The organism is Tanticharoenia sakaeratensis NBRC 103193, from assembly GCF_000963885.1.
GTDB classification, from domain to species: domain Bacteria; phylum Pseudomonadota; class Alphaproteobacteria; order Acetobacterales; family Acetobacteraceae; genus Tanticharoenia; species Tanticharoenia sakaeratensis.
Genome location: NZ_BALE01000004.1, coordinates 32,919 through 56,275, shown reverse-complemented (window position 1 = coordinate 56,275; position 23,357 = coordinate 32,919). Strand labels below are relative to the sequence as shown.

Genomic DNA, 23,357 nt, shown 5'->3' with positions numbered 1-23,357 from the left:
TTCGCAAGCGCGCCGATCAGACATGCGCATGCCTGACGCGACGCTTTTCGGCATCCAATCCTATCTTTGCGCGGCAGGAAGCGCAGTCGCGTTTGATTCCGGACGTGTCAGCAGAGCGAACATCGGCTGCATGGCAGGATCGGTTATCCGTCCCGTCGCCTGTGCCTTGAGACGATCGATCGTCGCATGATCTCCGCTCCGGAGAGCATCGGCGCCAAGCCGGACGACAGCCGCCTGCTGGGCACCTGTCAACGCACCGTTCCCGGCAAGTGCGCCGGAGAGAACATGATCCAGCGCCCGGGTTGCCCCCGACCAGTCCTGCACCTGTTCGGACGCGTCCGCGAGGATCTTCCAGCCATCAGACGTATCGACGCCTGCGAGACTCGAAATTGCCTTACGGGGATCGCCATCCAGCAGCGCAAGACGCGCGTACAGGAGCGCACGCTCTGTTCCTAGGGGCTTTGCCAGCACGGCACCGGATACGGTCGCCAGAGCCTTGCGCGCATCTTCCTTATGCCCGGAATCGAGGAGCAATGCCGCCTGTAACAGCGTTATTTCAGGTTCAGCCGACCGATCAGCCGAAATCGAGTCCAGTACCGACAAGGCCTTGTCGCGCAACCCGAGCGTTGCAAGGCGCCGCGCGATACGCATCGCTCCTTCCGTTCGTGCTGTCTCGGGCACGAGAAGATCCAGATGGGGCAAGAGGAGCGAGATCAGGCCCAGCGACTGCCGTGCATCGCCGGACATGAGAGCCGGATCGGCGATCATGGCGGTCATCAACTGCCGGCGCTGTTTCAGCGCATTCTCGCGAGACAGCAGATGCGACGTTTCCAGTGTCGCCAACAAATCTGCGGCGGCCTGCCACCGTCCGGCAGCCTCGAGCGCCATCAGTTCTTTTTCGCTCACGGCAAGCTCGCGACTGGCAAGCCGCGCGCCCGGTCTCAACAGGTCGTAACGGTCCGCCGCCTGATCGGCCGACAGCGTGCCCAGCGCACGGCGCCGGTCGATATCGAGTTCCTGCGCCTTCGCCGCGATGACGGGATCGGCATCATGCGCCAGCCGCGCCAAGGCCTGATCGTCAGGATGCGGCGCATGCAGTGATGACAGAGCCTGCAAAAAGGCGGTCTCCGAAGGCGGAAGGATCGTATCCGTCACATCCGGAGCCAGAGGGTGACCCGCTCTGGCAAGAACTTCGGCCGCAGCCTGCAAAGCCTGCCGCCTCAATGGCGCGGGGTAATGCATGCTCTGTGGAAGACCATCGGCAATCATGCTCGCCGGCACACCCTGACGCGCACCGTCTCCGGCGCTGGCATGGCGTGATGCAATCAGACCGCGCCAGAACGTAGCTTCCGGGCCGAACGCCGGCGACGTCTCGTCATCATCCGTGATCGTGTCTTCACCCGCCCGAGGATCGAGCGCCTGCAGGACAAGGCGGATCAGCGCAACGTCGGGCCTGTTCGCGCCCTGCGGATCATCTCGCAACGCGACCTGCATGATGGCGCGCGCCGTCGCCGTGTCCGCCAGCGCAAGTGCCGCGCGGGCCGCATCGATGCGGGCATTGAAACGCTGCCCTGGTGGCGAGAACGCCGCATGCGCTGCGGCACGGCGCGCCGCTTCGCGCAGGGCGGGCACATCATCGAGCGAAGCGATATTGCCTGGAAACAGACCAGTGGTCGCGACTGGTGCCGGACGTCCGGCAACACGCAGGGGAAAATCCGGATCGTCGGGAGCTGCAATGATGAAGCCATCCCGCACACGACGCATGGCGATCTGATCCGCATCACTTGCAAGCACCACGCCCACGAGGCTGGGACGCAGGGCAAACCCGATACCACGCCGACCAACGCCGATCCGCGTTTCACCCGTCACGAGCCCGACCAGAAGCCGCCGTCCGGAGCGCGTATCCGCCATGGTCACGACGCGGGCCGCATGCGGCGTCGGCAACAATATCGTCGTCCCGCGCGAAACAGGATCGATATCTACGGCAGCATCCGCATCGTCCGGCGGGCCGCGTCCGGCGCCCTGTCTTCGCACTTTTAATATCCAGCCGCCCGGGCGCGACACGAGGTCCACGCACTGGCCTGAAGGCACGCTGAATGTCAGCGTGGTGGTATCGTCAGTCGCTGCGACGTCGAGATCGGCAAACAGCGGCAGTCCTCGAAGTGCTGCGAGATCGAACGCATGCCGTCCGTCGATGACGATGGTCGTGCGCTCCGCAGTCTGAAATGCCCCTAGGGACACATCGGACGCCAATGGTATCCAGAGTGATGCGCTTTTGGCAGGGCTGTCCGCCTGCGCATTCGGCATCAGGGGCGCAACTGGTTGGGACGCGTAATCTGGCGTCGTGTTGCCAGAGCCAGGATGAGACACGGCCTTGTCGCCAGCCAGACTTTTCGGGTCTGTCTGGGGTCCCGGAATGACAGGCCGACCGACAAAACGCCACCCCGTCGGGAGGGCCGGAAGTCCTGCCGTCCCCGCTCCTGACGCTTCCACGGCGCGCGAAGGCGTTTCAGGGGACGACTGCTCGCGTCGGCCCGGCGGAGGCGTGCCCATGGAGTAATACGGGCCGCGCAGAACCAGACGAGGCCAGTGCACCGAAGACGCCGCTTCAGCACGCATGACACCATTCCCACTGACGACGAACAACGCCGTCAACAGGACCCGCACGAGGCGCAAGCATGTCATCCCGTGCGACCTGTAAGGCCCGGCGGGAGAGAGTGGCTTTTGGCAAGCATCTGTGTGGCGAGGATGGCGCGCTGTGGCAGCATGGCCCCCATGATCGCCGAGGCGTGCCGCGGATCCATCAGGTTCAGAAGGTGTGTGGAAACCCGAAGATCGAGAACATTGAAGATCGCAGCTGCATCCGCAGGCTTCATGGCCTGATATATCTTGACCAGACGGTTCGCATCATCTTCCGAAAGAGCAACATCATGCTGTTCGGACTGGCGCAACACCGCCTCGGTCGTCGTCAGGGATGTTACACGTTGCTGCAGAGCGGCCTCGGCCGCTTCCACGGCACGCTTGCGCTCGTCGAGTGCTGTTGTCTCTGCATCGAGCTGATGCTGGCGCCGGGCGACTTCGTTGATCAGTCCATCATCGCGCGTCGCCGTTGCCTCAGGCGGTTTCCCCTTGCAGGCAACATCATGATCGCAGGCGTTGAGACTTGCGGCAGCCGAATCGACAGGAACCTGAACGGGCGCTGATGGGGATAGCACCGAGGATGTCGTCGCGGACAACGATTGGGGCGCCATCCCGGCCGCATAGGCCATATTGACGATGCCGTGGGCTCCATAGTCACGGTCGTTGCCGTTCAGAACCTGAACCAGGGAATAGACCTTCGCACTCAGGACGACCACCATGACAGCGATCATGACCGGCAGAAGCCGCGAAAGGCTGAGCTTCGGCATTGGTTCAGCCCTGTCTCATGCGGAGCGCGCGAATAAGGTCGCGCTCCGCAGCACTCTTGCCAATGGCATGATCAGAAGAAAGCGCGGGTCCCGGCACGGACAGGGCTCTCGGAGCGCTCGGCAGATCCGTTGCCGTCGCGGGCACGAAACGCGTCGGCTGCAGGCCCTGCTCCAGACGTCCGGCCACGCGATCGGCGCGCTCGCTCAGATCGGCAAGTTCCACGCGCAAGGCACGCGCCTGCTCCACGGTCTTGCCAAGCTGCCGTCCGACCAGATCGGCCGTCTGGCGCAGATGATCGATTCCCTGGTGAGCCTGCGTGCTGCTGACGTTGAGGCTCTCGATAAGGTTGGACAACTCGACACGGTCGCGACGCAGGCGCGCCAGTGCACGGGCGAGATAGACGCTCAACCCTATACTGACCATCAACAAGGCCGAGAGGATCAGGTCGACCGTCAGTTCCATGACATCCATTTCCCTGCCTCAGCTATATGCCGCGCCGGCACCGTCGCCGTCGGCGGAGCGATCGTTCAGATTACGTTCGATCCGCACGGCGACTTTGCCCTTGCGCTGTCCGACGCGTCCCTCGAAGAGCGTCTTCTCGCCGCACCTCAGGTGAACCGAGGTCCGCGCACCATTGCGCAGGATCAGTTGGCTGCCCGGCCGGAGCGCCATGACGTCATGCAATTTCATGACCTGTTCATCGAGGACGACATCGAGTTCGACTTCCGTGAGCCACAGTTCATGAGCCAGATGCGTCTCCCAGATGTAATCATGGCCGAATTTCTCGCCCATGAATTGCTGGAGCAGGATTTCACGCACGGGTTCCAGAGTGGCGTGCGGCAGGATCAGATCCACATCGCCGCCACGCCCCGACATCTCGATGCAGAATCGCGCCTGGATGATACCGTTGGAATTGCGTGATATCGCGGCGGACCGCGCATTCAGTTCGAGACGCTCGAACCGGAAATTCACCGCGCACAGCGGGGCAAAGCTCGTTGCGAGATCAGCAAGGATGATCCGGACCATCGGCTCGATCAGGGATCTCTCGATCGTCGTATGGTGTCGCCCCTGGGTTCGAGACGACGTCGTCTCGAGCGCCACTCCATTGCGGCGATCGCCACCCAGCAGCGCGTCGACGATCAGGTAGATGAGCTGCGAACTGATGACGAGAACGCCGTAGTTTTCCCATTCCTCGACCCAGAAGACGGCATACATGGATGGGCCGGACACGCTGTCGATATAATCGCCGAAGCGTTGCGAGTTCAGCCGGTCGACCGACACCTCGACGTTGTCGTTTGTGAAATTGCGAAGACTGGTCGATAGAATACGGGTCAGTCGGTCGAAGACGATCTCCAGCATGGGCAGACGCTCATGCGAGGCCAGCGGTGCGCCGATCAGGCGTTCGATGTCGTTCCCCTGCGGTGCATCGAACTCGGAGACACCGAACAGGCTGTCGATCTCGGCCTGGTTCAGGATACGGTCTTCCTGCTCCTCCGCCATCATGGGATCGGACATGGGCTCCTGCTCTTCGCTCATTGCGTCAGGAGTTCCGTGAAATAGAGATCGCGGATCTGGATCGGGGCGACCGTATTGGCGATCTGCTGAAGCATGGCCTCGCGCAGACGATAGAGGCCGCCGCCGGACAGTTCATCGGGGCGTGTCTCATGCAGATAGGTCTGAAACACGTTGAGGATCTGGGGCATCATGGCCTCGACGGCCGCCTGGTCCTGCGCACGCGCGATCTCGAGCCGGGCATTCAGCTTCACGAACTGCGTATGGCCGTCGCCCGCGTCCAGATTGGACATGATGGTCGGCAAGGTGAGCATGGCCGGCTGCTGGACCGCTGCCTTCGCCTGAACCTTCGACGATCCATGAAAATGCCGCCAGCCGAAGTAGCCGCCACCACCCAGAAGGCACAGTGCCGCGACACCGCCGATCAGGATCAGCTTGCGCGACTTCTTGGGCTTATCTTGTGTCTCGGATGCGGACATCGGGATCGTTCAGGCTCCAGCGATCGGGGACACTCTCACGTCTCCCGCCCTGCCGATCATGCATCGCCAATACTTAACAAGTCGTTGACGCAACGACTTCGGCGACGGGCACTGACAGGTTATCCGCCGCCTTCATGACAATACTTGCCGATTTCAGGCAAATTGCGGCAGTCTGGCTCATGCACCCTCGACCAAGCCCCACTCGTCCATCCAGATCGCGCCTGCCGCGGGTCCGCGAGATGGGCTCCATCGTCCTGCTGCTGGGCCTGGGTGGATGCGCGGCCTCGCATACCGGCGGATACGACCGATATTACGCAGGCTCCGGCGCCTATCGCGCACCCGGCACCGCCGCCGATCCGTGGGGCCCCTATATCCATGAGGCAGCCCGGCGATTCGCCATTTCCGAGCAGTGGATCCGGGCCGTGATTCATCAGGAATCGGGCGGGCACGAGTATCTCGACGGTCAGCCGATCACGTCATCGGCAGGTGCGATGGGCCTCATGCAGCTCATGCCACAGACCTACGCCGACATGCAGTCCCGGTTCGACCTCGGTTCCGACCCTTACGAACCGCACGACAACATCATGGCGGGGACCGGCTACATCAGTATCCTGAATGGCAAATACGGCGCGCCCGCGTTCCTTGCCGCCTACAACGCCGGTCCGCAGCGTCTTGAGGACTACCTCTATCGCGGCCGGGATCTGCCGAACGAAACCGTCAATTATGTCGCCAGCATCACGCCCAATCTCGGCACCGAAGTCGCCATGACAGGGCCGCTCGCAACCTATGCCCGTGCCGAGCAGCTCCAGGGCTCGCCCGCGGCCGGACCGGGCGCGGCGCCGGTCGAGGTCGCCGAAGCCGGACCGCCCGACTGCACGATGGCGGCCGCCGACGATCCTGCCTGCGCGGCTCCGGCTCCTGCGGCCCCTGCCCGTTCCTACGCACGCCCTGTGGCGGTCGCCTCCCTGTCCCGTCCGACGCCCATCCCGTGCAGCCCGGACGACGCCTACGATCCCGACGTGCCATGCGCCGTGACCCAGCCGAGTGCGCCGCCGTCGCCCGCGCCCGCTCCTGAGCCTGTCTACCGCACCGTGGCCTACGCGTCGGCACCACGTCCCGCGATGCGTCTGGTTTCGCCGCCTCCAGCGGCAGCCGCTCCGCCGCACGCGACATATGGCGCATATGCGGTTCAGGTCGGTGCGTTCGGCTCATCGGGACAGGCGCGATTCGCAACGACCATCGCCCGTCAGGGGGACTTCGCCGAACTGGCCGGCGCCCAGAGCGTGGTCCAGCCGGTAACGCCGCTGGGGCGCGGGACGGTCTATCGGGCGCGGCTTGCCGGTTTGAGCCGCGCTGCCGCGTCCGGTGCCTGTGCGACGCTTCAGCAGCAGGGCATGGCCTGCATCGTCGAGCCACCGGGGCACTGATCCGTTGGCGCGGATGGAGGCCTTTGCGAGGCTCCCCTGACCGGACGCTCCGAGCCCCCCGGCTGGTCACGCGCGGGGCTTATCGCCTACGATGACATCAACAGATCGAAATGTCTTTTCGGGGCACTTACGCATGACCCATTCGTCCCCCCATTCCGCACCGGGCACGGTATCGGAAGAGGGATACCACAAGGATCTCGGCCGTCGTCAGATCCAGATGATCGCAATCGGCGGCGCGATCGGCACCGGCCTTTTCCTGGGAGCCGGACGCAGGCTCGCCAGCGCCGGCCCATCGCTCGCTCTCGTCTATCTCGTCTGCGGCGCCTTCTCGTTCCTTATCCTGCGCGCGTTGGGCGAGCTTGCGATGCATCGGCCGAGCAGCGGCAACTTCGTCTCCTATGCCCGGGAATTCATGGGAGAGCGCTGGGCCTATGTCGCGGGCTGGATGTCGTTTCTGAACTGGGCGATGACCGGGATCGTCGATATCACCGCCGTCGCGCTCTACATGCAGTACTGGGGGCCGACCGCCGCCGTCCCGCAATGGGTTTTCGCGCTGGCGGCCCTGTGTATCGTCGCCACGATGAACATGATCGGCGTCAAGTATTTCGGCGAGATGGAGTTCTGGTTTTCGCTGATCAAGGTCGTCGCCCTCGTGATCTTCCTGATTGCGGGCGTCGCGATCCTCGGGCTGCGCGTGCCGGTCGCGGGCCACGCGACGGGGCTGCATCTCGTGACGCAGAACGGCGGCCTGTTTCCACACGGAATCATGCCGGCACTTCTCCTTCTGCAGGGCGTGGTCTTCGCCTATTCAGGGATCGAGCTGATCGGCACGGCGGCCGGCGAGTGTGACGATCCACGCGCCGTTCTGCCGCGGGCGATCAACAGCGTCATCTGGCGGATCGGCCTGTTTTATGTGGGCTCGGTCATCCTGCTCGTCTGCCTGCTTCCCTGGACCGCCTATCACCCGGGCATCAGTCCGTTCGTGACATTCTTTCAGGCACTCGGCGTGCCCGGCGTCGGCACGGTCATGAACATCGTGGTACTGACGGCAGCGCTCTCCAGCCTCAATTCCGGCCTCTATTCCACCGGCCGCGTGCTGCGTGCCATGGCGCTTGGGGATTCGGCGCCCAAGGGGCTCGCGCGGATGAACCGCAATTCGGTGCCCTATGTCGGCATCCTCACGACATCCGCGGTCTATCTCGTGGGCGTCGGACTGAACTACGTCATCCCTTCCGAGGTGTTCGAGATCGTCCTGAATTTCTCGGCGCTCGGCATCCTCAGCACATGGGCCTTCATCCTGGTGTGCCAGCAGCGCCTGCGTGCCCGGATCAATCGTGGCGAACTGCCCGCCACCAGCTTTCCGATGCCGTGGGCGCCCGTCAGCAACTGGCTGACGCTTGGCTTCCTTGCCTTCGTCGTCGTGATGATGGGCTTCGATTATCCGGAAGGAACCTATACGCTGGTCGCGTTGCCCGTCATCGTGGCGATGCTCGTGATCGGCTGGTCGTTTCTGCGCCGCCGTCGTCCGGCGTCGCGACCGGTCGGGCCTGACATGACGAGGGCATGAACATGGACGCCAGACGCACGGCGATCGTCCTGATCGAATACCAGAACGACTTCACGACCGAGGGTGGCGCCATGCACGGTGCCGTCGCGGCGAGCATGGCGCGGCAGAACATGCTCGCCAACAGCGCCGAGCTGATCCGGCGCGCACGGGCCTCCGGCGCGCAAATCCTCTGGGCACCGATCCGGTTCGCCGAAGGCTATCGGGAGATCACGCGCGAGCCCTATGGCGTATTGAAGGGTGTCGTGGACGCAAAAGCCTTTCGCGCAGGCACGTGGGGTGCCGAAATCACCGAGGCCCTGCCGCGATCGGAAAGCGATATCCTGATCGAGGGCAAGCGCGGCCTCGATGCGTTCGCAAGCACCAATCTGGACTTCATCCTGCGCAGCCTCGGCATCGAAACCGTCGCCGTCTGCGGCTTCCTGACCAACTGCTGCGTGGAATCGACCGTACGCTCGGCCTACGAGCGCGGTTTCACGGTCCATGCGCTGAGCGATTGCTGCGCCGCGACCAGTCACGAAGCGCATGACGGGGCCGTCGCCTATGACCTGCCGCTGTTTGCGCATGTCGAGCCCCACGGAGCGTTTCTCGATCGTCTGTAAGATCGATGCCGCCGGGCGGGCGACGCCGGCGGCGCGCGTTACCAGGGCACGGTGCGTCCCAGATAGTCGAGATATTCGAGACCGGGTCGCGCCTGCTTCCCGGTCAGGACAGTCACGAGGTTCGGAATGCTGTCCTCGATTCCCAACGGCGCGTCTGGGCCACCCAGTTCCGTGCGCACCCAACCCGGTGCCATGACAGCCATCGGACGCGGTGAAGCCCCCTCGCGCGCTGCAAAACTCCGCATGAACATGTTCAGGGCTGCCTTGCTGCCACGGTAGAGTTCGCGCTTGCCGCCATTGTTGTTGGCGACGCTTCCCTGCCCCGACGACATGACGCCGATCAAGCCCCTCGCGGGCACGAGGTCCTGCAGGCTCTCGACGACGCGCATCGGGCTGAGCGCGTTGGTCATCATGACATGCATGAACTCGGCGGTTGATATGGCGCCGATCGTCTGTGTCGGATCGGCGTTGGTCGTCCCGGCGTTGACGAACAGCATGTCGAACCGTCGATCGCATAGACGCATCCTCAGCGCCGCAATCTGGTCCGGCACGCAGATGTCGAGGCACTCGATCTCGACCTGTTCGCCATAGCGTTCCGCCAGATCGTGAAACGGTGTGCGGGCATCCGGTTCGCGGATCGTGCCGACGACGTTCCATCCCCGGGCCAGAAATTCGGCAGCCATGGCGTGGCCCAGCCCACGCGAGGCACCGATCAGGAGAAGGGTCGGCCGGAAGGCAGGCATGCGCGTTTCGGTCATGGCGACGTCTTTCGATTGAGGACTATTAGCCCGCATTTGGCGCGTCCGGACATCGGGCGCCAGACGCACGCCGCGCACAGTATGATTGCATCCGACGCTATGACTGGCGAGCCAGGCTGTTTACGGTGACCCATGGCCGATGTGGATCTGAACCTGCTTGATGCTCTTGACGTCCTGCTTGCCGAAAGCAGCGTGACGGCGGCTGCCCGGCGTCTCGGGCTGAGTGCGTCTGCCATGAGCCGGACGCTCGCACGGCTGAGGGACGCCACGGGCGATCCGCTGCTGGTGCGCGCTGGCCGCGGACTTGTCCCGACGCCGCGCGCGGCCGAACTGCGTGATCGGGTTCAGACGCTGGCACGGGACGCACGCGCGATACTGCAGCCGCAGCCGGCGCATCTGGATGTCGCGTCGCTAACGCGGACATTCACGATCCGGGCGAGCGAGGCCTTTCTCGATCTCCTCGCGGCCCCGGTCGTGGAAGCGGTGCTCCGGACGGCGCACGGCGTCCGGCTCCGGTTCGTCCCCAAGACATCGAAAGACGCCGCGCCGCTGCGGGATGGATCGGTCGATCTCGAAATCGGCGTTCGCGGTACCGATGCGCCGGAAATCCGGACGCGGTTCCTTTTTGCCGATCGCCTTGTCGGCGTGGTCCGGGAAGGCCATCCGCTTCTGGCAGGCGATGGGCCCACGCCGTATCGCCTCGCGACATGCGACCATGTCGTCGCATCACGGAACGACAATGGCCTTGACCCGATCGAGCATGCGCTGGCGCAACTCGATCTCGGGCGAATGGTTCGGGTCGTGGTCCCGGGTTACCCGGATGCCATGCGGATCGCGCGCGGATCCGAGCTGGTCGCGTTCGTCCCTCGGTCCTGCCTGGGACATGCCCTGCCGCCCAAGCATGGTGCACCACGGGGCTTGGCGACTTTCGAGGCGCCATTCGCTCTTCCCGAATTCAAGATCGTTGCGATCTGGCATCCGCGCATGGATGCTGACCCGGCACATCGCTGGCTGCGGGACCTCATCACCGGAATCTGCCGGAAGGCCTATCCGAAAGCGTAATCGGAAAAGACTTCCGGACCGCCGCGGCCGCGTTCAGGGAATCTGATGGGCACTCACCTTTGGCGGGCTTACGGAAGGCGAAGTTGCCGGACGATGCGGCAGACGCGACCAGCCCCGGACGGCTTTCCGTTACGGCGCCCCGTCGAGGGTCCGCCACATATAAGTGTATTCAAGCGCCGCCTCCTGTGCCGCCTCGCGCAGGTTCGCACCGGCCGCATGACCGCCCTCGACCTGCTCATCATAGAAATACGGCAGATGCAGCGCGTCCATTCGTGCCGCGAACCGACGCGCATGGACCGGGCCGACGCGATCGTCCTTGGTCGAGGTCATGATGAACGGCACCGGATAACGCACGCCGGACTTCAGGTTCTGAAGTGGCGAGATCTGCTCCAGAAACGCGCGCTGGGCCGCGTCACGCACGCTGCCGTATTCCCCTGTCCAGGACGATCCGGCAGACATGGTCTCGAAATTGACCATGTCGAGCAGCGGCACCTCGATGACCACGGCCTTCCAGAGCTCCGGATGTTGCGTGAATTCGACCCCCATCAGCAGGCCGCCGTTCGACCCGCCACGGATCGCCAGATGCGCGGGCGATGTGACGTGGCGGGCTATCATGTCCCGGGCGACAGCCGCGAAATCGTCAAAGACGCGCTGGCGGTGCACGTTCAGGCCTGCTTCGTGCCATGCCGGGCCAAACTCGCCACCGCCGCGAATATTGGCGAGTGCATAGACGCCGCCACGATCCAGCCAGAGCTTGCCAAGCGTGCCCGAGTAGCGCGGCGTCATCGAAATCTGAAACCCGCCATAGGCATAGAGCTGCACGGGGTTGGTCCCGTTCTCCGCCATGTCCCGGCGGTGCACCAGGAAATACGGAATTTTGGTTCCGTCAGTCGAAGCGGCTTCGTACTGGTCGACGGTCAGTCCGGCGGCATCGAACTGCGGCGGCATTGCCACGAGCCGGTTCAGCCCGCCCGTTCGGGCATTGGCCTGCCAAAGCTCCGGCGGCGTCAGGAAACCCGAGACCCCGATGAAGGCGTCGTCATCGCGAATGGTCGAACTCGTGATGCTGACGGAAACATCCCCTGGCAGCGCCAGACGCCGCCCCCGCCACCCGTCGCTGCCGCGCGCATACGACACGACCGTTCCGCGCACGTTGTCGTAGAGTGCGACCAGCACATGGCCCTTCGTGACGGCGGCGCCTTCGATCATCTGGCGGGGGCCGGCCGCGGCGATCAGTTCAGGCTTTGGCGCGGGCTGTGTCGGGTCGACGGCCACCAGCGCGCCCGTCGGAAAGGTCTGGCCGTTCGCCGTCCAGGGCTCGTTCAGCCGAACGACGAGCTGCCCGTCCAGCAATCCCTGGATGTCGCTCTTCCGCGGCAGGTCGAGCGGCGTGGTATGCCCATTCTCCAGCAGGGCGTAGCTGCTCGAGAAGATGGTGTGCGCCGTCTGGATCAGGGCGACATGGTGTCCCTGCCCGTCCGTGAAGGATTCGCCGGACGCCTCCATGTCCTGCTTCGTGCCCCGCGCCACTTCCGTCGCGACATTGAGCGGCGTCCCGCGGTGCCAGAGCCGCACGATGTAGGGATAGGACGAATCCGTCAGGTCGCCCGGACGCCAGGGACGGCTGACCAGCAGGGTATCGCGGTCCAGCCAGTCGGCCGATTGTTTGGCCCCCGGCAGCGCGAAGCCGCCCGGCACGAAGGCGTTCGTCGCAAGATCGAATTCCCGGACCGTCACGGCATCCTCGCCGCCGTCGGACAGCGAGATCAGACAGCGTGTCTCATCAGGCTCCAGGCAGTCCGCACCCTTCCAGACCCAGTTCGCATGCTCGGAGGCAGACAGCGCGTCCAGATCGAGAACCGTCGTCCAGTCCGGCTTGCCGGTGCGATAGGATGCGACGCCGGTGCGGCGCCAGATGCCGCGCACATGATCCGCATCCTGCCAGAAATTGTAGATCTGGCCGTTGAGCTGTTCCGGTGCCGCGATCCGGTCGTGAGACTGCGCAATCGTCAGCGCGTCTTTATAGAAGCCGGCATAGCGCGGGTCGTGCGTCAGGACATCGAGCGTATGCGCGTCGCGGGCCTTGACGAAATCCAGCGCCCGGGCGCCGGTGATCTCATCGAGATAGGGCGGCGACGTGACCGTCGCGGCGCGGGCGGGCGCCACGCTCAGCGCCAGGGCCGCCACGGATGCGCACAGCACGCGCGACGATGAAAAACGGTTCAAGCGACACTCTCCGGCAGGATTCCGCCCGAAGAGTGTCACGTTTTACGCCCTGTTGAAAATCCGTCGCGCCGTGTTCACGGCGCGTGCGGCTGGTCTGTTCAGTGCGGCCACTGCGCCAGCACGTCCGCCTTCACCGAAGCCGGCAGCGGCACGTAGTCGAGTCTGGTTGCATCCGCATCGCCGGACTTCAGGCCCCATGCGAAGAACTTCTGCACGGCGGCGCCCTGGGCTGCATCCGACGGGTTGGTCGGCACCAGAACGAAGGTCGCCGTCATGATCGGCCAGGCGCTCTCGCCTGCCGTGTCGAGCAGGTCGACGGCGTAATGGTCGGCATGCGTCCAATCGGCAGCGGAGGCCGCCGCCGAGAAGCTCTTGAGATCGGCCGTCACGAAGTGGCCGGCCTGGTTCCTGAGCTGGGCCGCATTCAGGTGGTTGTTCGCGGCATAGGCATATTCGACGTAGCCGATGCCGCCTTCGGTATCGCGCACGGTCGCGGCTACGCCATCATTGCCATGAGCGCCCGCGCCGCCCGGCCATGCGATGGAGGTGCCAGCACCCAGCTTCTGCTTCCACTCCGGCGACATCTTCGACAGGTAGGACGTGAACACGAAGCTCGTGCCCGAGCCATCCGCGCGGTGCACGGGGGCAACGGGGGTGTCCGGCAGCTTCAGGCCGGGGTTCAGCGCCTTGATCTTGTCGTCGTCCCATTCGGTGATGTCGCCGTCGAACAGGCCGGCGAGCGTCTCGCCGTCCAGACGCAGCTTGCCGGGCTCGACACCCGGCACGTTCACGACGACCACGATGCCGCCCATGACGGTCGGGAACTGAAAGAGCTTGTTCTTGGCCAGACCGTCGGCCGCCATGGGCTTGTCGGACGCACCGAAATCGACCGTCCGCGCGATCACCTGGTTCTGGCCGGCGCTCGAGCCGACACTCTGGTAATTCACGGCAACGCCGGTCGTGCCTTGCGCGCTGTGGCCCCAGGCCTGATAGATCGGAGCGGCGAAGCTCGATCCGGCGCCGGTCACGCTCTGCGCATGGGCCGTCGTGGCGGCGCACAGCGCGAGCGCGCACAGGGTCGAGGTCGAGAACAGGCGCGTCTTCATCGGGGAGATCCCTCCATAGGGCGGCGACGATTCGGATCGGGCAAAGGCCGCCCGGTCCGGCTGGCGCTTCTCTATCGCGCCGCCCGACGGCCCGCGAGTGGCCGTTGCATGATCGTTTTGTGACAGTTCAGGCCGCAGGCAGCCAGACGAGACACGTCGTGCCGCGTCCGGGCTCGCTCTCGATCACGAGCCGCCCGCCATGACGATCGACGATATGCTTGACGATGGAAAGGCCAAGCCCCGTTCCCGGCTGGGGGGCGTCCCCTGTCTGTTTGCCGCCGACACGGTAGAAACGTTCGGTCAGGCGCGGCAGGTGCTGGGGCGCGATCCCGATGCCGTCGTCGGAGACGCCGAACAGCACGCCGGAATGGGTGGGCCAGCGGTCATTGTCCCGTCCGGCCTCGCGGGCGAAGACACTGATGGTCACGAGCCCGTCCCGCCTGCGGCCCGCAGTGGGGCCGCCCGCGTATTTCATCGCGTTTTCCACGAGATTCAGCAGAACCTGGACGATCTGGTCTTCCTCGCCATGGACGCGCAACGGTGTCTCGGGCGTCTGCAGATCGAGGAGAAGCGGCCGCCCGCGCAGGAGCATCGCCGTTTCATCGAGCACACGATCGAGCACGTCTTCCGCATCGACCACATCGCGCGGGCGCTGGTGTTCGAGAACCTGCACCCGGGAGAGATACAGCAGGCGATCGATCAGGCGCTGCATCCGCTGGGCCTGGGCCGCCATGATGTCGAGGAACTGCCGTTGCGCCTCCGGATCGTCTGCCGCAGGTCCGCGCAGGGTCTCGATGAAGCCGCTCAGCGAGGCAAGCGGCGTGCGCAGCTCATGGCTCGCATGGGCGACGAAATCGGTCCGCATCCGGGCGATGGCGTGCGCTTCCGTCCGGTCGACCAGCACGACGATCATGCGCGCGGCGCCCCAGTCCACACCATCGTCTTCCAGCGGCAGGACCCGGAAAGACGCCTGCACCACCCTCTGGACCGGCACATCGAGCGCGAGCGTCGCATGGGCGCTGCCGCCGGGCGGAAGGGTTGCCGTCGCGCGATGGGCTTCCGGTGCGCGCATGACCGCACCCAGCGCATCGCCATACTGCGAGCGGGCCTCGACGTTGGCATGAAGCACCCTGCCATGCACATCGACCAGCACGACGGCCGCCGGCACCAGCCCGATCAGCATTTCGCCGGACGGCACGATCACCTGTTCCTCGATCATGCTGGCGACGCGGGGCGCCCATCGGAGATGCGCGATCGCAGCCCCGGCGACGGCGCATACCGCCCCCCATCCGGTCGCGGCCGCACACCAGATCAGCGTGCCGCTCAGGCGCGGATCCTCGGAGCGCTCATGTCATTCTCAGTCCGTCGGCGCATCATCGAGCGCATAGCCGGCCGCGCGCACGGTCCGCACGATGTCGGCCTCTCCCGGTCCGTTCAGCGCCTTGCGCAGACGGCGGATGTGCACGTCGATCGTCCGCAGTTCCACATGGATGTTGCCGCCCCAGATCCGCCGCAGCAGGTCCTCGCGCGAGAAGACGCGGCGCGGATTGCGCATGAAGAAGTCGAGCAGCTTGAATTCGGTGGGGCCCAGCGCCAGCCGGCGGCCGCCGCGCTCGGCGCGATGCGTTTCCGGATCGAGACGTACGGTCTCGAAGGTCAGGACCTCATAAGTCGTCGTGGCGCGCCGCAGGAGCGCGCGCAGCCGTGCGTCCAGCGCCTCGATGCTGCAGGGCTTGGTCAGATAGTCGTCGGCACCCGTATCGAGACCCCGGATCGTGTCCTGCTCTTCCGTCCGCGCGGTCAGCATGATGACCGGCACGTCCCGCAGGTTGGGACGTTCGCGGATGGCGCGGCACACATCCAGACCCGAAATGCCGGGCAGCATCCAGTCCAGCAGCACCACGTCAGGGCGACCACGATCGAGCGCGGCCAAGGCCTCCTCACCGTCTTCCGCCACCTCAGCGCGATAGCCGAGCTTCTCGAGGTTGTAGCGCAGCATCACGCGCAGTGCCGGATCGTCCTCGACGACGAGGACCAGGCCCTGCGCCCGGGCAACGGCAGTCGTTCCGCTCATGACGCATCCACGGAAGATGTTCCCGTCCCGCGCGGCCGTGAACCCGTCATGTTGTCGCCTGTCACGGAGTAGTAGACGCGCTCGGCGATGTTGGTCGCGTGATCGCCGATCCGCTCGAGATTCTTGGCGATGAACAGAAGATGCGTGCAGGGCCCGATATTCCGCGGGTCTTCCATCATGTAGGTCACCAGCGAACGGAACAGCGCCGTGTAATAGTCGTCGACCGCCTGATCGGAATGCCAGACTTCCATCGCCCGATCGGCGTCCTGCTGCGTCGCGGCGTCGATCGCGCGACGGAGGTTCTCCTGAACGAGACGTCCCATGCTCCGCAGGCCGGACAACGAGATGCGCCCGTCCGCGAGATCGAAACGCAGCGAACGCCGCGCGATCGACGCCGCATAGTCGCCGATCCGTTCGAGATCGCCGGTCATCTTCATAGCCGTGACGATCTCCCGCAGGTCTCCCGCCATCGGCGCGCGCAGGGCGAGGAGACGGATGGCCAGCGCCTCGACGTCACGCTCGAGCGCATCCACCTCGGGGTCCTGCTCGGGGACAAGGCGTGCGGCATCGCCGTCATGCTCGGCGACCGCGGACAGGGCCCGGGCGACCTGGCTTTCGACGATGCCGCCCATCCGGGCCACCATCGCGCGCAGCTGCCCGAGTTCCTGCTCGTAGCTTTTGACCGTGTGTGTGCCGTTGCGTACCATGCCCGCCTGCTCCCCGATCTTCAGCCGAACCGGCCGGTGATGTAATCCTGCGTCTGCTTCAGGCGCGGCGCCGTGAAGAGGCGATCGGCGCTGTCCATCTCGATCAGCTCTCCCAGATAGAAGAATGCGACCTGATCGGCGCAGCGGGCCGCCTGCTGCATGTTGTGCGTCACGATGGCGATCGTGAAATGATCCTTCAGTTCGTCGAGCAGCTCTTCGATACGGGCGGTCGAGATCGGATCGAGGGCGGATGTCGGCTCGTCCAGAAGCAGCACTTCGGGCTTGGTTGCGATGCTGCGCGCGATGCACAGGCGCTGCTGCTGGCCGCCCGACAGGCCGGATGCCGGGCTGCGCAGACGATCCCGCACCTCGGACCACAGGGCGACACGGGTCAGGACCTCTTCCACCCGATGGTCCATGTCGCGGCGCGACAGCCGCTCGTGCAGCCTCACGCCGAATGCGATGTTGTCGTAGATCGACATCGGAAACGGGGTCGGCTTCTGGAAGACCATGCCGATGCGAGCCCGGAGCTGGTTCAGATCGACGCCGGACTCCAGCAGGTTCACGCCATCGAACATGACCTCGCCGGTCGCACGCTGGCCGGGATAGAGGTCATACATGCGGTTGAACACGCGCAGCAGCGTCGATTTGCCGCAGCCCGACGGGCCGATCATCGCGGTCACGCAGCCTTTGGGAAAGTCGAGCGTGATGTTCTTGAGAGCCTCTGTCTGCCCATAGAAGAAGCTGAGGTTGCGGACGGACAGAGCCGCGTCCGCAGTCATCGTGGCGTCCATCGTGGATCCCGTCATCGAATAGGCGTTCATGCTTTCGTCCGTCCGAAACCGAACCGCACGACGATGTTGATCGCAAGCACACCGAGCGTCACCAGCATCGCGCCCGTCCAGGCGAGCTGCACCCAGTCTTCATAGGCGGCACCCGCATACTGGTAGATGGCAAGCGGCATGGATGCCATCGGGCGCGACAGGTCGAACGACCAGTTGGCGTTACCGAGCGACGTGAACAGAAGCGGCGCCGTCTCGCCGCTCATACGCGCGACGGCGAGAAGAATGCCCGTCAGCACGCCCGGCCGGGCCGCACGCAGGCTCAGGGACAGCGTCACGCGCCAGCGCGTCGCGCCGAGTGCGGCGCCCGCCTCGCGCATCGAGACCGGCACGAGGCGCAGCATGTCCTCGGTCGTGCGCACGATGATCGGAACGGCCAGGATCGCCAGCGCCACACTGCCGGCAAACCCTGAAAAACGACCGGTCGGCGCAACGAGCACCAGGTAGACGAACAGGCCGATCAGGATCGAAGGCGCCGACAGCAGCACGTCGGAGACGAACCGCACGGCGGAGGCAAACCGGTTGCCCGCGCCATATTCGGCCAGATAGATGCCACACCCGAGGCCGATCGGCGTCGCGAGCAGGAGTGCGACGCCCGTCTGGATCAGGCTGCCGACGATGGCATTGGCAAGGCCCGCGTCCGAGCCCGGGGGCCCCATGGGTCGCACGATCACCTGCCATGACAACCCGCGGATTCCGTGACTGATCAATGTCCACAGGATCGAGGCCAGCATCAGCAGGACGATGCCCGTCATCGCGATGCTGAAGACCGTCGCGATCCGGTCCGTGCGTCTGCGCGCGGCCGCGCGGGAGGACATCGCGGCACTCACGCCGTGCGCTCCCGCAGGAGCAGTCGTGCGACGGCGAGACTTGCGAACGACAGCAGCATCAGGATGAAGCCGAGCGCCAGCAGGGAGGCGAGCTTGATGCTGCCGGCCGGGCTTTCGGGAAATTCGAGCGCGATCAGGGATGCGACCGTGTTGGCCGGGGCGAACAGCGACCAGCCGATCCGGTTGGAATCACCGATGACGAACGTGACGGCCATCGTCTCGCCAAGCGCGCGTCCCATGCCGAGCACGATGCCGCCTATGACGCCGGCCCGCGACCAGGGAAGTGTCACCTGCCGCATGACTTCCCATCGCGTGGCCCCCAGCCCGAACGCGCTCTCGCGCAGCATGGGCGGGGTCGCCATGAAGACGTCGCGCATGACGGCTGCAATGAACGGCGTGATCATCACGGCAAGGACGATGCCGCCCGTCATGAGGCCGTAGCCGAACGGTGCGCCATGGACGATCTGCCGCACGACGGGCACATGCCCCAGATGGTGGGTCAGGAACGGCTGGATGTCGCGCGCCATGATGGGCTTGATGACGAACAGGCCCCACATGCCGAAGATGATCGAAGGCACCGCGGCCAGAAGCTGGACAGCGGTGCCGACGATCTCGCCGATCCGCGGCGGTGCCATCGTCGTCAGCCAGAACGCGGTCCCGAAGGCGAGCGGGAGTGCCAGCGCGACGCCGATGATGGTCGTGATCAGCGTGCCGAACAGCGGGGCGAGCGCGCCGTAGGTATTGGAGACGGGGTTCCAGACGTTGTGCCAGACGAATCCCGGACCGAATGTCTCGAAGGCGCGCGTACCGCCGAAGGCCATGGTCAGGACGAGGCCGCCCAGCGTCAGCAGGACCGCTGCCGCGCAGCAGGCCAGCAGGATCTGGAAGATCTGATCCGACCGGGAATGGCGGCCGAGCGACGAGGCATCGCGGTCGTGGGTCAAGGCATGGCCCCGGCTTGCAGGAGAGTGATCATGATCGGTTCCGGCTCTAGCGACTGGTCACTGCCCGCACAACCGCGCGTGATTGCCGCCATCTGTGAAAGTTTTATGACCCGTCAGGCCGAAGGCCGCTCGAGCCGCCCCTCGGCCCAGCCATATCGCAGGAAATGATGCAGCGGCCCAAGAGGGTAGTTCGCGACATCGCTGTTCGCCGCGAGATAGGCCGTGTCGGACCATGTACGGCGCCCGCGGCGATCCTCGATCACGGGCGATCCGGTCTCGCCGGGCAATGCGGCGCCTCCGGGTGCTGCGCCCTCCGGGACGAACAGCCGCAGCGAGTCGTCATAACGCGCGCGATACCATTGTGCATCGCGCAGCAGCACGGGCAGCAGATGCCGCCCGGGCGCCTGCCTGACCATGGCATAGCGCCTGAGATCAGAATCGTCGGTCGGATCGATCAGGGACGTGCCGATCTTCTGTCGGGCCCGTTCACGCATTTCGTCGAAGGGGCGGTTGTGCCAGTGCAGGTAAGTCAGTCGCGTAGCGGCGAAGCCGGGTTCGAGGGCGGAGTTGGGCATGTGCTGGCCATTGTCGATCAGATCGACGCCGCCTGCGGGGATGGCGCCCTTGCAGAAATCCGGATCGACCGCGAACCAGCCCGGACGGTCGGGCACGTTGAACAGCGACAGTTCGAGACGCAGGGCCCGTTTTTCATGGGCGACCTCGGCCAGGGCATCGTGAACCGCCTCGGTTGCGGTCGAAATCCGGTCCGCATCGACGGCTGCAATGAACTCGTCACAGTCAACCGGCAGCGCCATGTCATAGGTTCCGGCGATGCCGGGATCCGCATCCCAGCTCCGGATCACACGCGCAAAATGCAGGCCTTTCGCCTGGAAATCCTCAGGGCCCGAGTGACGCCTGTCGATGAGGGCGCCGCGCGCCTCGGCCTGCGCCAGCACATGCAGGGTCAGCGGGTCGCGGGAGCCGTTATCCATGACCGTCAGCCTGTCCATGCCGAACAGACGGGCATAATGACTGAACCAGGACAGCAACAACGGCCCTTCGTCGCGCTGCATCATGAGCACACGTACGGAGCAAGGATGTCGGGGCGCACTCATGTTGGTCGGTTGCCCTCCTTGATGGAATGCGTCCACTCTCATGAGTGTCAGATCACGCGCCCGAATCGGAATACGACGAACGCCCATGGCCAAACAACCAGCAGCTAGTGCCTTCCTGGGATATTTCGATTCGCTCGATAACGGTATCGCCAGGGGCTGGGCACTCGACCGCCGATCCGCAGACGTGCCCACACGCCTGCACATCCTGATCGACGGTCAGGAAGTCGATCGGGTGACCTGCCGCCAGTCGCGCCCCGACGCGCAGACTGCGCTCGGGCTGCCCGTCGAGAAGCTCGGTTTCGAATACCAGGTGCCCGAGCGCTATTTCGACGGCGGCTCCCATACGATCGCGATCCGCTTCGCCGATCGTTCGATCGTCCCGTTCGTCGTGTCGTCTTCACCTCTCGAAACGGCCGAGGCCTGCACGTTCGACGGCGTGCTGACGCCCCAGTTCCAGAGCTTCGTGGATGGCGTGAAACAGGGTGCCCTGCGCGGCTGGATCCTGCAGAAGCATCCCCGCACCGGCGTCCAGAGCGGCAACTGTCTTGTCTCGGTCACCGTCAATGGCGCGCGCGTGGCGCAGCTCCGCGCGGATCGGTATCGCGGTGATGTCGCAGCCGTGCTCGGCTGCGATCCGAACTGCGGCTTTGAATTCGTCCTGCCGCAGCAGTTCAAGGGAACCAGCCCGCAGACCTTTTCCCTCAAGGTATTGCCCTGGAATATCGAGCTCAGCGGGAGCCCGTTCACCACGTCCGTCGCGGATGACGCGCTCGAGGCGAGACTGGTGGACATCGCGTCCACGATCGACCGGCTCTATCGCGAGTTGGCCAATCTGCGGATGGAAATCCGCGATGCGATCCCGAAGCCCGGCTACAATCTCGGCGACTATGACCGCTGGGCACGGCGCTATTACGCCAACCTGCGCGAGCGGGTGGCACGCGCGCGGCTTGAAGATCCGCTCACGGACCGGCCGCTGGTCTCGATCCTGTGCCCGACCTATCGGCCGCTGATGTCCGATTTCGAGGCCGCGATTCAGTCGGTGATCGGCCAGACCTACGAAAACTGGGAACTGATCATCGTCGACGACGCCGGCAAGTCGAAGGAGACGACGGCGCGCATCCGCGCGTTCTGCGAGCAGGACAAGCGCATACGCCTGATCACGCTGGCCAAAAACGCCGGCATTTCGGGTGCGACCAATGTCGGCATGGATGCCGCCAAGGGCGTCTACACGGCCTTCTTCGATCATGACGACATGCTGGTCGACGTCGCGATCGAGGTCATGGTGCGGGCCGCGCAGAAGACCGGCGCGCGCATGCTCTATTCGGACGAGGACAAGATCGACCAAGCGGGCTATTTCCTCGAGCCGAACCTCAAGCCGGATTTCAATTACCGCTATCTGCTCGGCTGCAACTACATCTGTCACCTGACGATGGTCGAGACGGCGCTGATGCGCGAGGTCGGCCCGCTTTCGAAGACGTATGACGGCGCGCAGGATCACGATTTCGTCCTGCGCGTGAGCGAGACGATCCCGGCGGCGCAGATCGTGCACGTGCCGGAAGTTCTCTATCACTGGCGCAAGACGCCCAATTCGACGGCGGTCGATGTCTCGAAGAAGACCTATGCGATCCAGGCCGGCGTCGCCTGCGTTGCCGATCACCTCAAACGCCGCGGCCTGCGCGCCAAGGTCTCCTCGATCCGGGGCCTGACGCTCTATGGGGTCGACTGGCAGGTGCGCAACGCGCCGAAGGTCGCGATCATCATTCCGTTCAAGGACCAGGTGGACACCACCCGCACATGCGTCGAGCGGCTGCTGGAACACACGAAATATCGTAATTTCGAGATCCTGCTCGTCAACAACTGGTCCGTCACGCGCGAAGCCGAGGCGTTCATTGCCGAAATGCGCGAGACCGCGAAGGTGCGCGTTCTCGATGTCGAGGAAAAGTTCAATTACTCCCGACTGAACAACCTCGCAGTCGCGACCACGGATGCGAAATACCTGGTGTTCATGAACAATGACGTGTTCGTGGAACAGGATGGCTGGATCCAGACGGCGCTGGGCGAAATTCAGGCCGCACCCGATATCGGCGCCGTGGGGGCCAAGCTGCTCTATCCGAACGACACGATCCAGCATGCGGGTGTTGCTGTCGGGCCGGCCGGGATCGGCGCCCATGTCCATCGCGGGCAGCCCCTGACGGAATACGGTTATATCGGCCGCACGATGCTGAGCCACGAAGTGACCGCCGTGACGGCTGCCGCCATGATGGTGCGTGCCGACGTCTTCGCCGAGGTCGGCGGGTTCGACGAGATCGACCTGACGGTCGCCTATAACGACGTCGACCTGTGCCTGAAGATCCGACATGCCGGTTATCGGATCGTGTTCTGCGCCGAGTGGCTCGCCTATCACCACGAGAGCCTGTCACGCGGCACGGATCAGTCGCCCGAGCACGAGGCCCGCTTCTTCTTCGAGACGGAGACGATGAGGCGCCGCTGGGGCGAGCATCCGCTCTTCGTTCGCGACCCGGCCTATCCGGCCTTCTTCACGGTGGACCGGCAGCCGTTCTTCGATCTGGTGGATCCGGACACACTCTGACTTCGCGCCTGCTGCATGTCTCAATTGCGTGAGGCATGCAGCAACCTGCCGCAGCGCAGGGCGTATTGACCGCATTCGGACGGAGTCTGATGTGCTCCGCCCTTGAATTTG

20 protein-coding genes are annotated in these 23,357 nt (G+C 64.8%); 5 read left to right on the top strand and 15 right to left on the bottom strand.

The window, feature by feature from the left end; genetic code table 11:
* Positions 1-60: 60 nt before the first annotated feature.
* The 5 genes from B8446_RS01500 to B8446_RS01480 all read right to left on the bottom strand — a co-directional run bounded on the left by B8446_RS01500 (position 61) and on the right by B8446_RS01480 (position 5,399).
* On the bottom strand, positions 61-2,619 hold the full coding sequence (locus B8446_RS01500; RefSeq protein ID WP_148505791.1) for a hypothetical protein: 2,559 nt from the start codon (positions 2,617-2,619) through the stop codon (positions 61-63).
* A 62-nt stretch (positions 2,620-2,681) separates the two neighbouring features.
* Positions 2,682-3,407 carry a MotE family protein gene (locus B8446_RS01495; RefSeq protein WP_048846494.1) on the bottom strand — a complete coding sequence of 242 codons (726 nt, stop codon included), beginning with the start codon at positions 3,405-3,407 and terminating at the stop codon, positions 2,682-2,684.
* Positions 3,408-3,411: 4 nt separating this feature from the next.
* Positions 3,412-3,870, bottom strand: a complete 459-nt coding sequence (locus B8446_RS01490) for a DUF6468 domain-containing protein (RefSeq protein WP_241767582.1) — start codon at positions 3,868-3,870, stop codon at positions 3,412-3,414.
* 18 nt (positions 3,871-3,888) lie between these two features.
* Positions 3,889-4,944 carry a flagellar motor switch protein FliM gene (gene fliM / locus B8446_RS01485; protein WP_048846492.1) on the bottom strand — a complete coding sequence of 352 codons (1,056 nt, stop codon included), beginning with the start codon at positions 4,942-4,944 and terminating at the stop codon, positions 3,889-3,891.
* Complete coding sequence (locus B8446_RS01480) at positions 4,941-5,399, bottom strand: flagellar basal body-associated FliL family protein (RefSeq protein WP_048846490.1); 459 nt, start codon at positions 5,397-5,399, stop codon at positions 4,941-4,943. The genes fliM and B8446_RS01480 overlap by 4 nt, the downstream gene beginning before the upstream one ends.
* Before the next feature lie 239 nt (positions 5,400-5,638).
* On the opposite strand from B8446_RS01480, the gene B8446_RS01475 reads away from it, so the two are divergent.
* From B8446_RS01475 to B8446_RS01465, 3 genes are all read left to right on the top strand, one after another.
* A complete protein-coding gene (locus tag B8446_RS01475) occupies positions 5,639-6,826 on the top strand; it encodes a lytic transglycosylase domain-containing protein (protein WP_048846488.1) in 1,188 nt (395 codons plus the stop codon).
* A 133-nt stretch (positions 6,827-6,959) separates the two neighbouring features.
* Positions 6,960-8,393, top strand: a complete 1,434-nt coding sequence (locus B8446_RS01470) for an amino acid permease (protein WP_048846486.1) — start codon at positions 6,960-6,962, stop codon at positions 8,391-8,393.
* Positions 8,390-8,992 carry a cysteine hydrolase gene (locus B8446_RS01465; RefSeq protein WP_048846484.1) on the top strand — a complete coding sequence of 201 codons (603 nt, stop codon included), beginning with the start codon at positions 8,390-8,392 and terminating at the stop codon, positions 8,990-8,992. The genes B8446_RS01470 and B8446_RS01465 overlap by 4 nt, the downstream gene beginning before the upstream one ends.
* 38 nt (positions 8,993-9,030) lie before the next feature.
* On the opposite strand, the gene B8446_RS01460 is transcribed toward B8446_RS01465, so the two are convergent.
* On the bottom strand, positions 9,031-9,750 hold the full coding sequence (locus B8446_RS01460) for an SDR family oxidoreductase (protein ID WP_048846481.1): 720 nt from the start codon (positions 9,748-9,750) through the stop codon (positions 9,031-9,033).
* A 132-nt stretch (positions 9,751-9,882) separates the two neighbouring features.
* On the opposite strand from B8446_RS01460, the gene B8446_RS01455 reads away from it, so the two are divergent.
* A complete protein-coding gene (locus B8446_RS01455) occupies positions 9,883-10,812 on the top strand; it encodes a LysR family transcriptional regulator (RefSeq protein ID WP_048846479.1) in 930 nt (309 codons plus the stop codon).
* A gap of 129 nt (positions 10,813-10,941) precedes the next feature.
* On the opposite strand, the gene B8446_RS01450 is transcribed toward B8446_RS01455, so the two are convergent.
* From B8446_RS01450 to B8446_RS01410, 9 genes are all read right to left on the bottom strand, one after another.
* Positions 10,942-13,038 carry a prolyl oligopeptidase family serine peptidase gene (locus B8446_RS01450; RefSeq protein WP_048846477.1) on the bottom strand — a complete coding sequence of 699 codons (2,097 nt, stop codon included), beginning with the start codon at positions 13,036-13,038 and terminating at the stop codon, positions 10,942-10,944.
* Positions 13,039-13,136: 98 nt separating this feature from the next.
* Complete coding sequence (gene pstS / locus B8446_RS01445) at positions 13,137-14,144, bottom strand: phosphate ABC transporter substrate-binding protein PstS (protein ID WP_048846475.1); 1,008 nt, start codon at positions 14,142-14,144, stop codon at positions 13,137-13,139.
* A gap of 127 nt (positions 14,145-14,271) precedes the next feature.
* Entirely contained in the window at positions 14,272-15,363 is a 1,092-nt protein-coding gene (locus B8446_RS01440; protein ID WP_053053604.1) for a sensor histidine kinase, read from the bottom strand.
* A gap of 138 nt (positions 15,364-15,501) precedes the next feature.
* Positions 15,502-16,218, bottom strand: coding sequence for a phosphate regulon transcriptional regulator PhoB (phoB, locus tag B8446_RS01435; protein ID WP_048846473.1), 717 nt, complete (start codon positions 16,216-16,218; stop codon positions 15,502-15,504).
* Positions 16,215-16,925: a phosphate signaling complex protein PhoU gene (gene phoU / locus B8446_RS01430; RefSeq protein ID WP_048846471.1), complete on the bottom strand. Its 711-nt coding sequence runs from the start codon at positions 16,923-16,925 to the stop codon at positions 16,215-16,217. The genes phoB and phoU overlap by 4 nt, the downstream gene beginning before the upstream one ends.
* 20 nt (positions 16,926-16,945) lie before the next feature.
* Positions 16,946-17,749 (bottom strand): phosphate ABC transporter ATP-binding protein PstB, encoded by an 804-nt coding sequence (gene pstB, locus B8446_RS01425; protein WP_241767581.1) that lies wholly within the window; start codon positions 17,747-17,749, stop codon positions 16,946-16,948.
* Positions 17,746-18,585 (bottom strand): phosphate ABC transporter permease PstA, encoded by an 840-nt coding sequence (pstA, locus tag B8446_RS01420; protein WP_048846633.1) that lies wholly within the window; start codon positions 18,583-18,585, stop codon positions 17,746-17,748. Before pstA ends, pstB begins: the two co-directional genes overlap by 4 nt.
* An 8-nt stretch (positions 18,586-18,593) precedes the next feature.
* A complete protein-coding gene (pstC, locus tag B8446_RS01415; RefSeq protein WP_048846469.1) occupies positions 18,594-19,541 on the bottom strand; it encodes a phosphate ABC transporter permease subunit PstC in 948 nt (315 codons plus the stop codon).
* Between the two features lie 113 nt (positions 19,542-19,654).
* Complete coding sequence (locus B8446_RS01410) at positions 19,655-20,656, bottom strand: glycosyltransferase family 2 protein (protein ID WP_158507506.1); 1,002 nt, start codon at positions 20,654-20,656, stop codon at positions 19,655-19,657.
* An 85-nt stretch (positions 20,657-20,741) separates the two neighbouring features.
* Between B8446_RS01410 and B8446_RS01405 the strand changes: the two genes are divergently transcribed.
* The gene (locus tag B8446_RS01405; protein WP_048846466.1) at positions 20,742-23,246 is read left to right on the top strand and encodes a glycosyltransferase family 2 protein; all 2,505 of its coding nucleotides are present in this window, start codon (positions 20,742-20,744) and stop codon (positions 23,244-23,246) included.
* Positions 23,247-23,357: the final 111 nt, after the last annotated feature.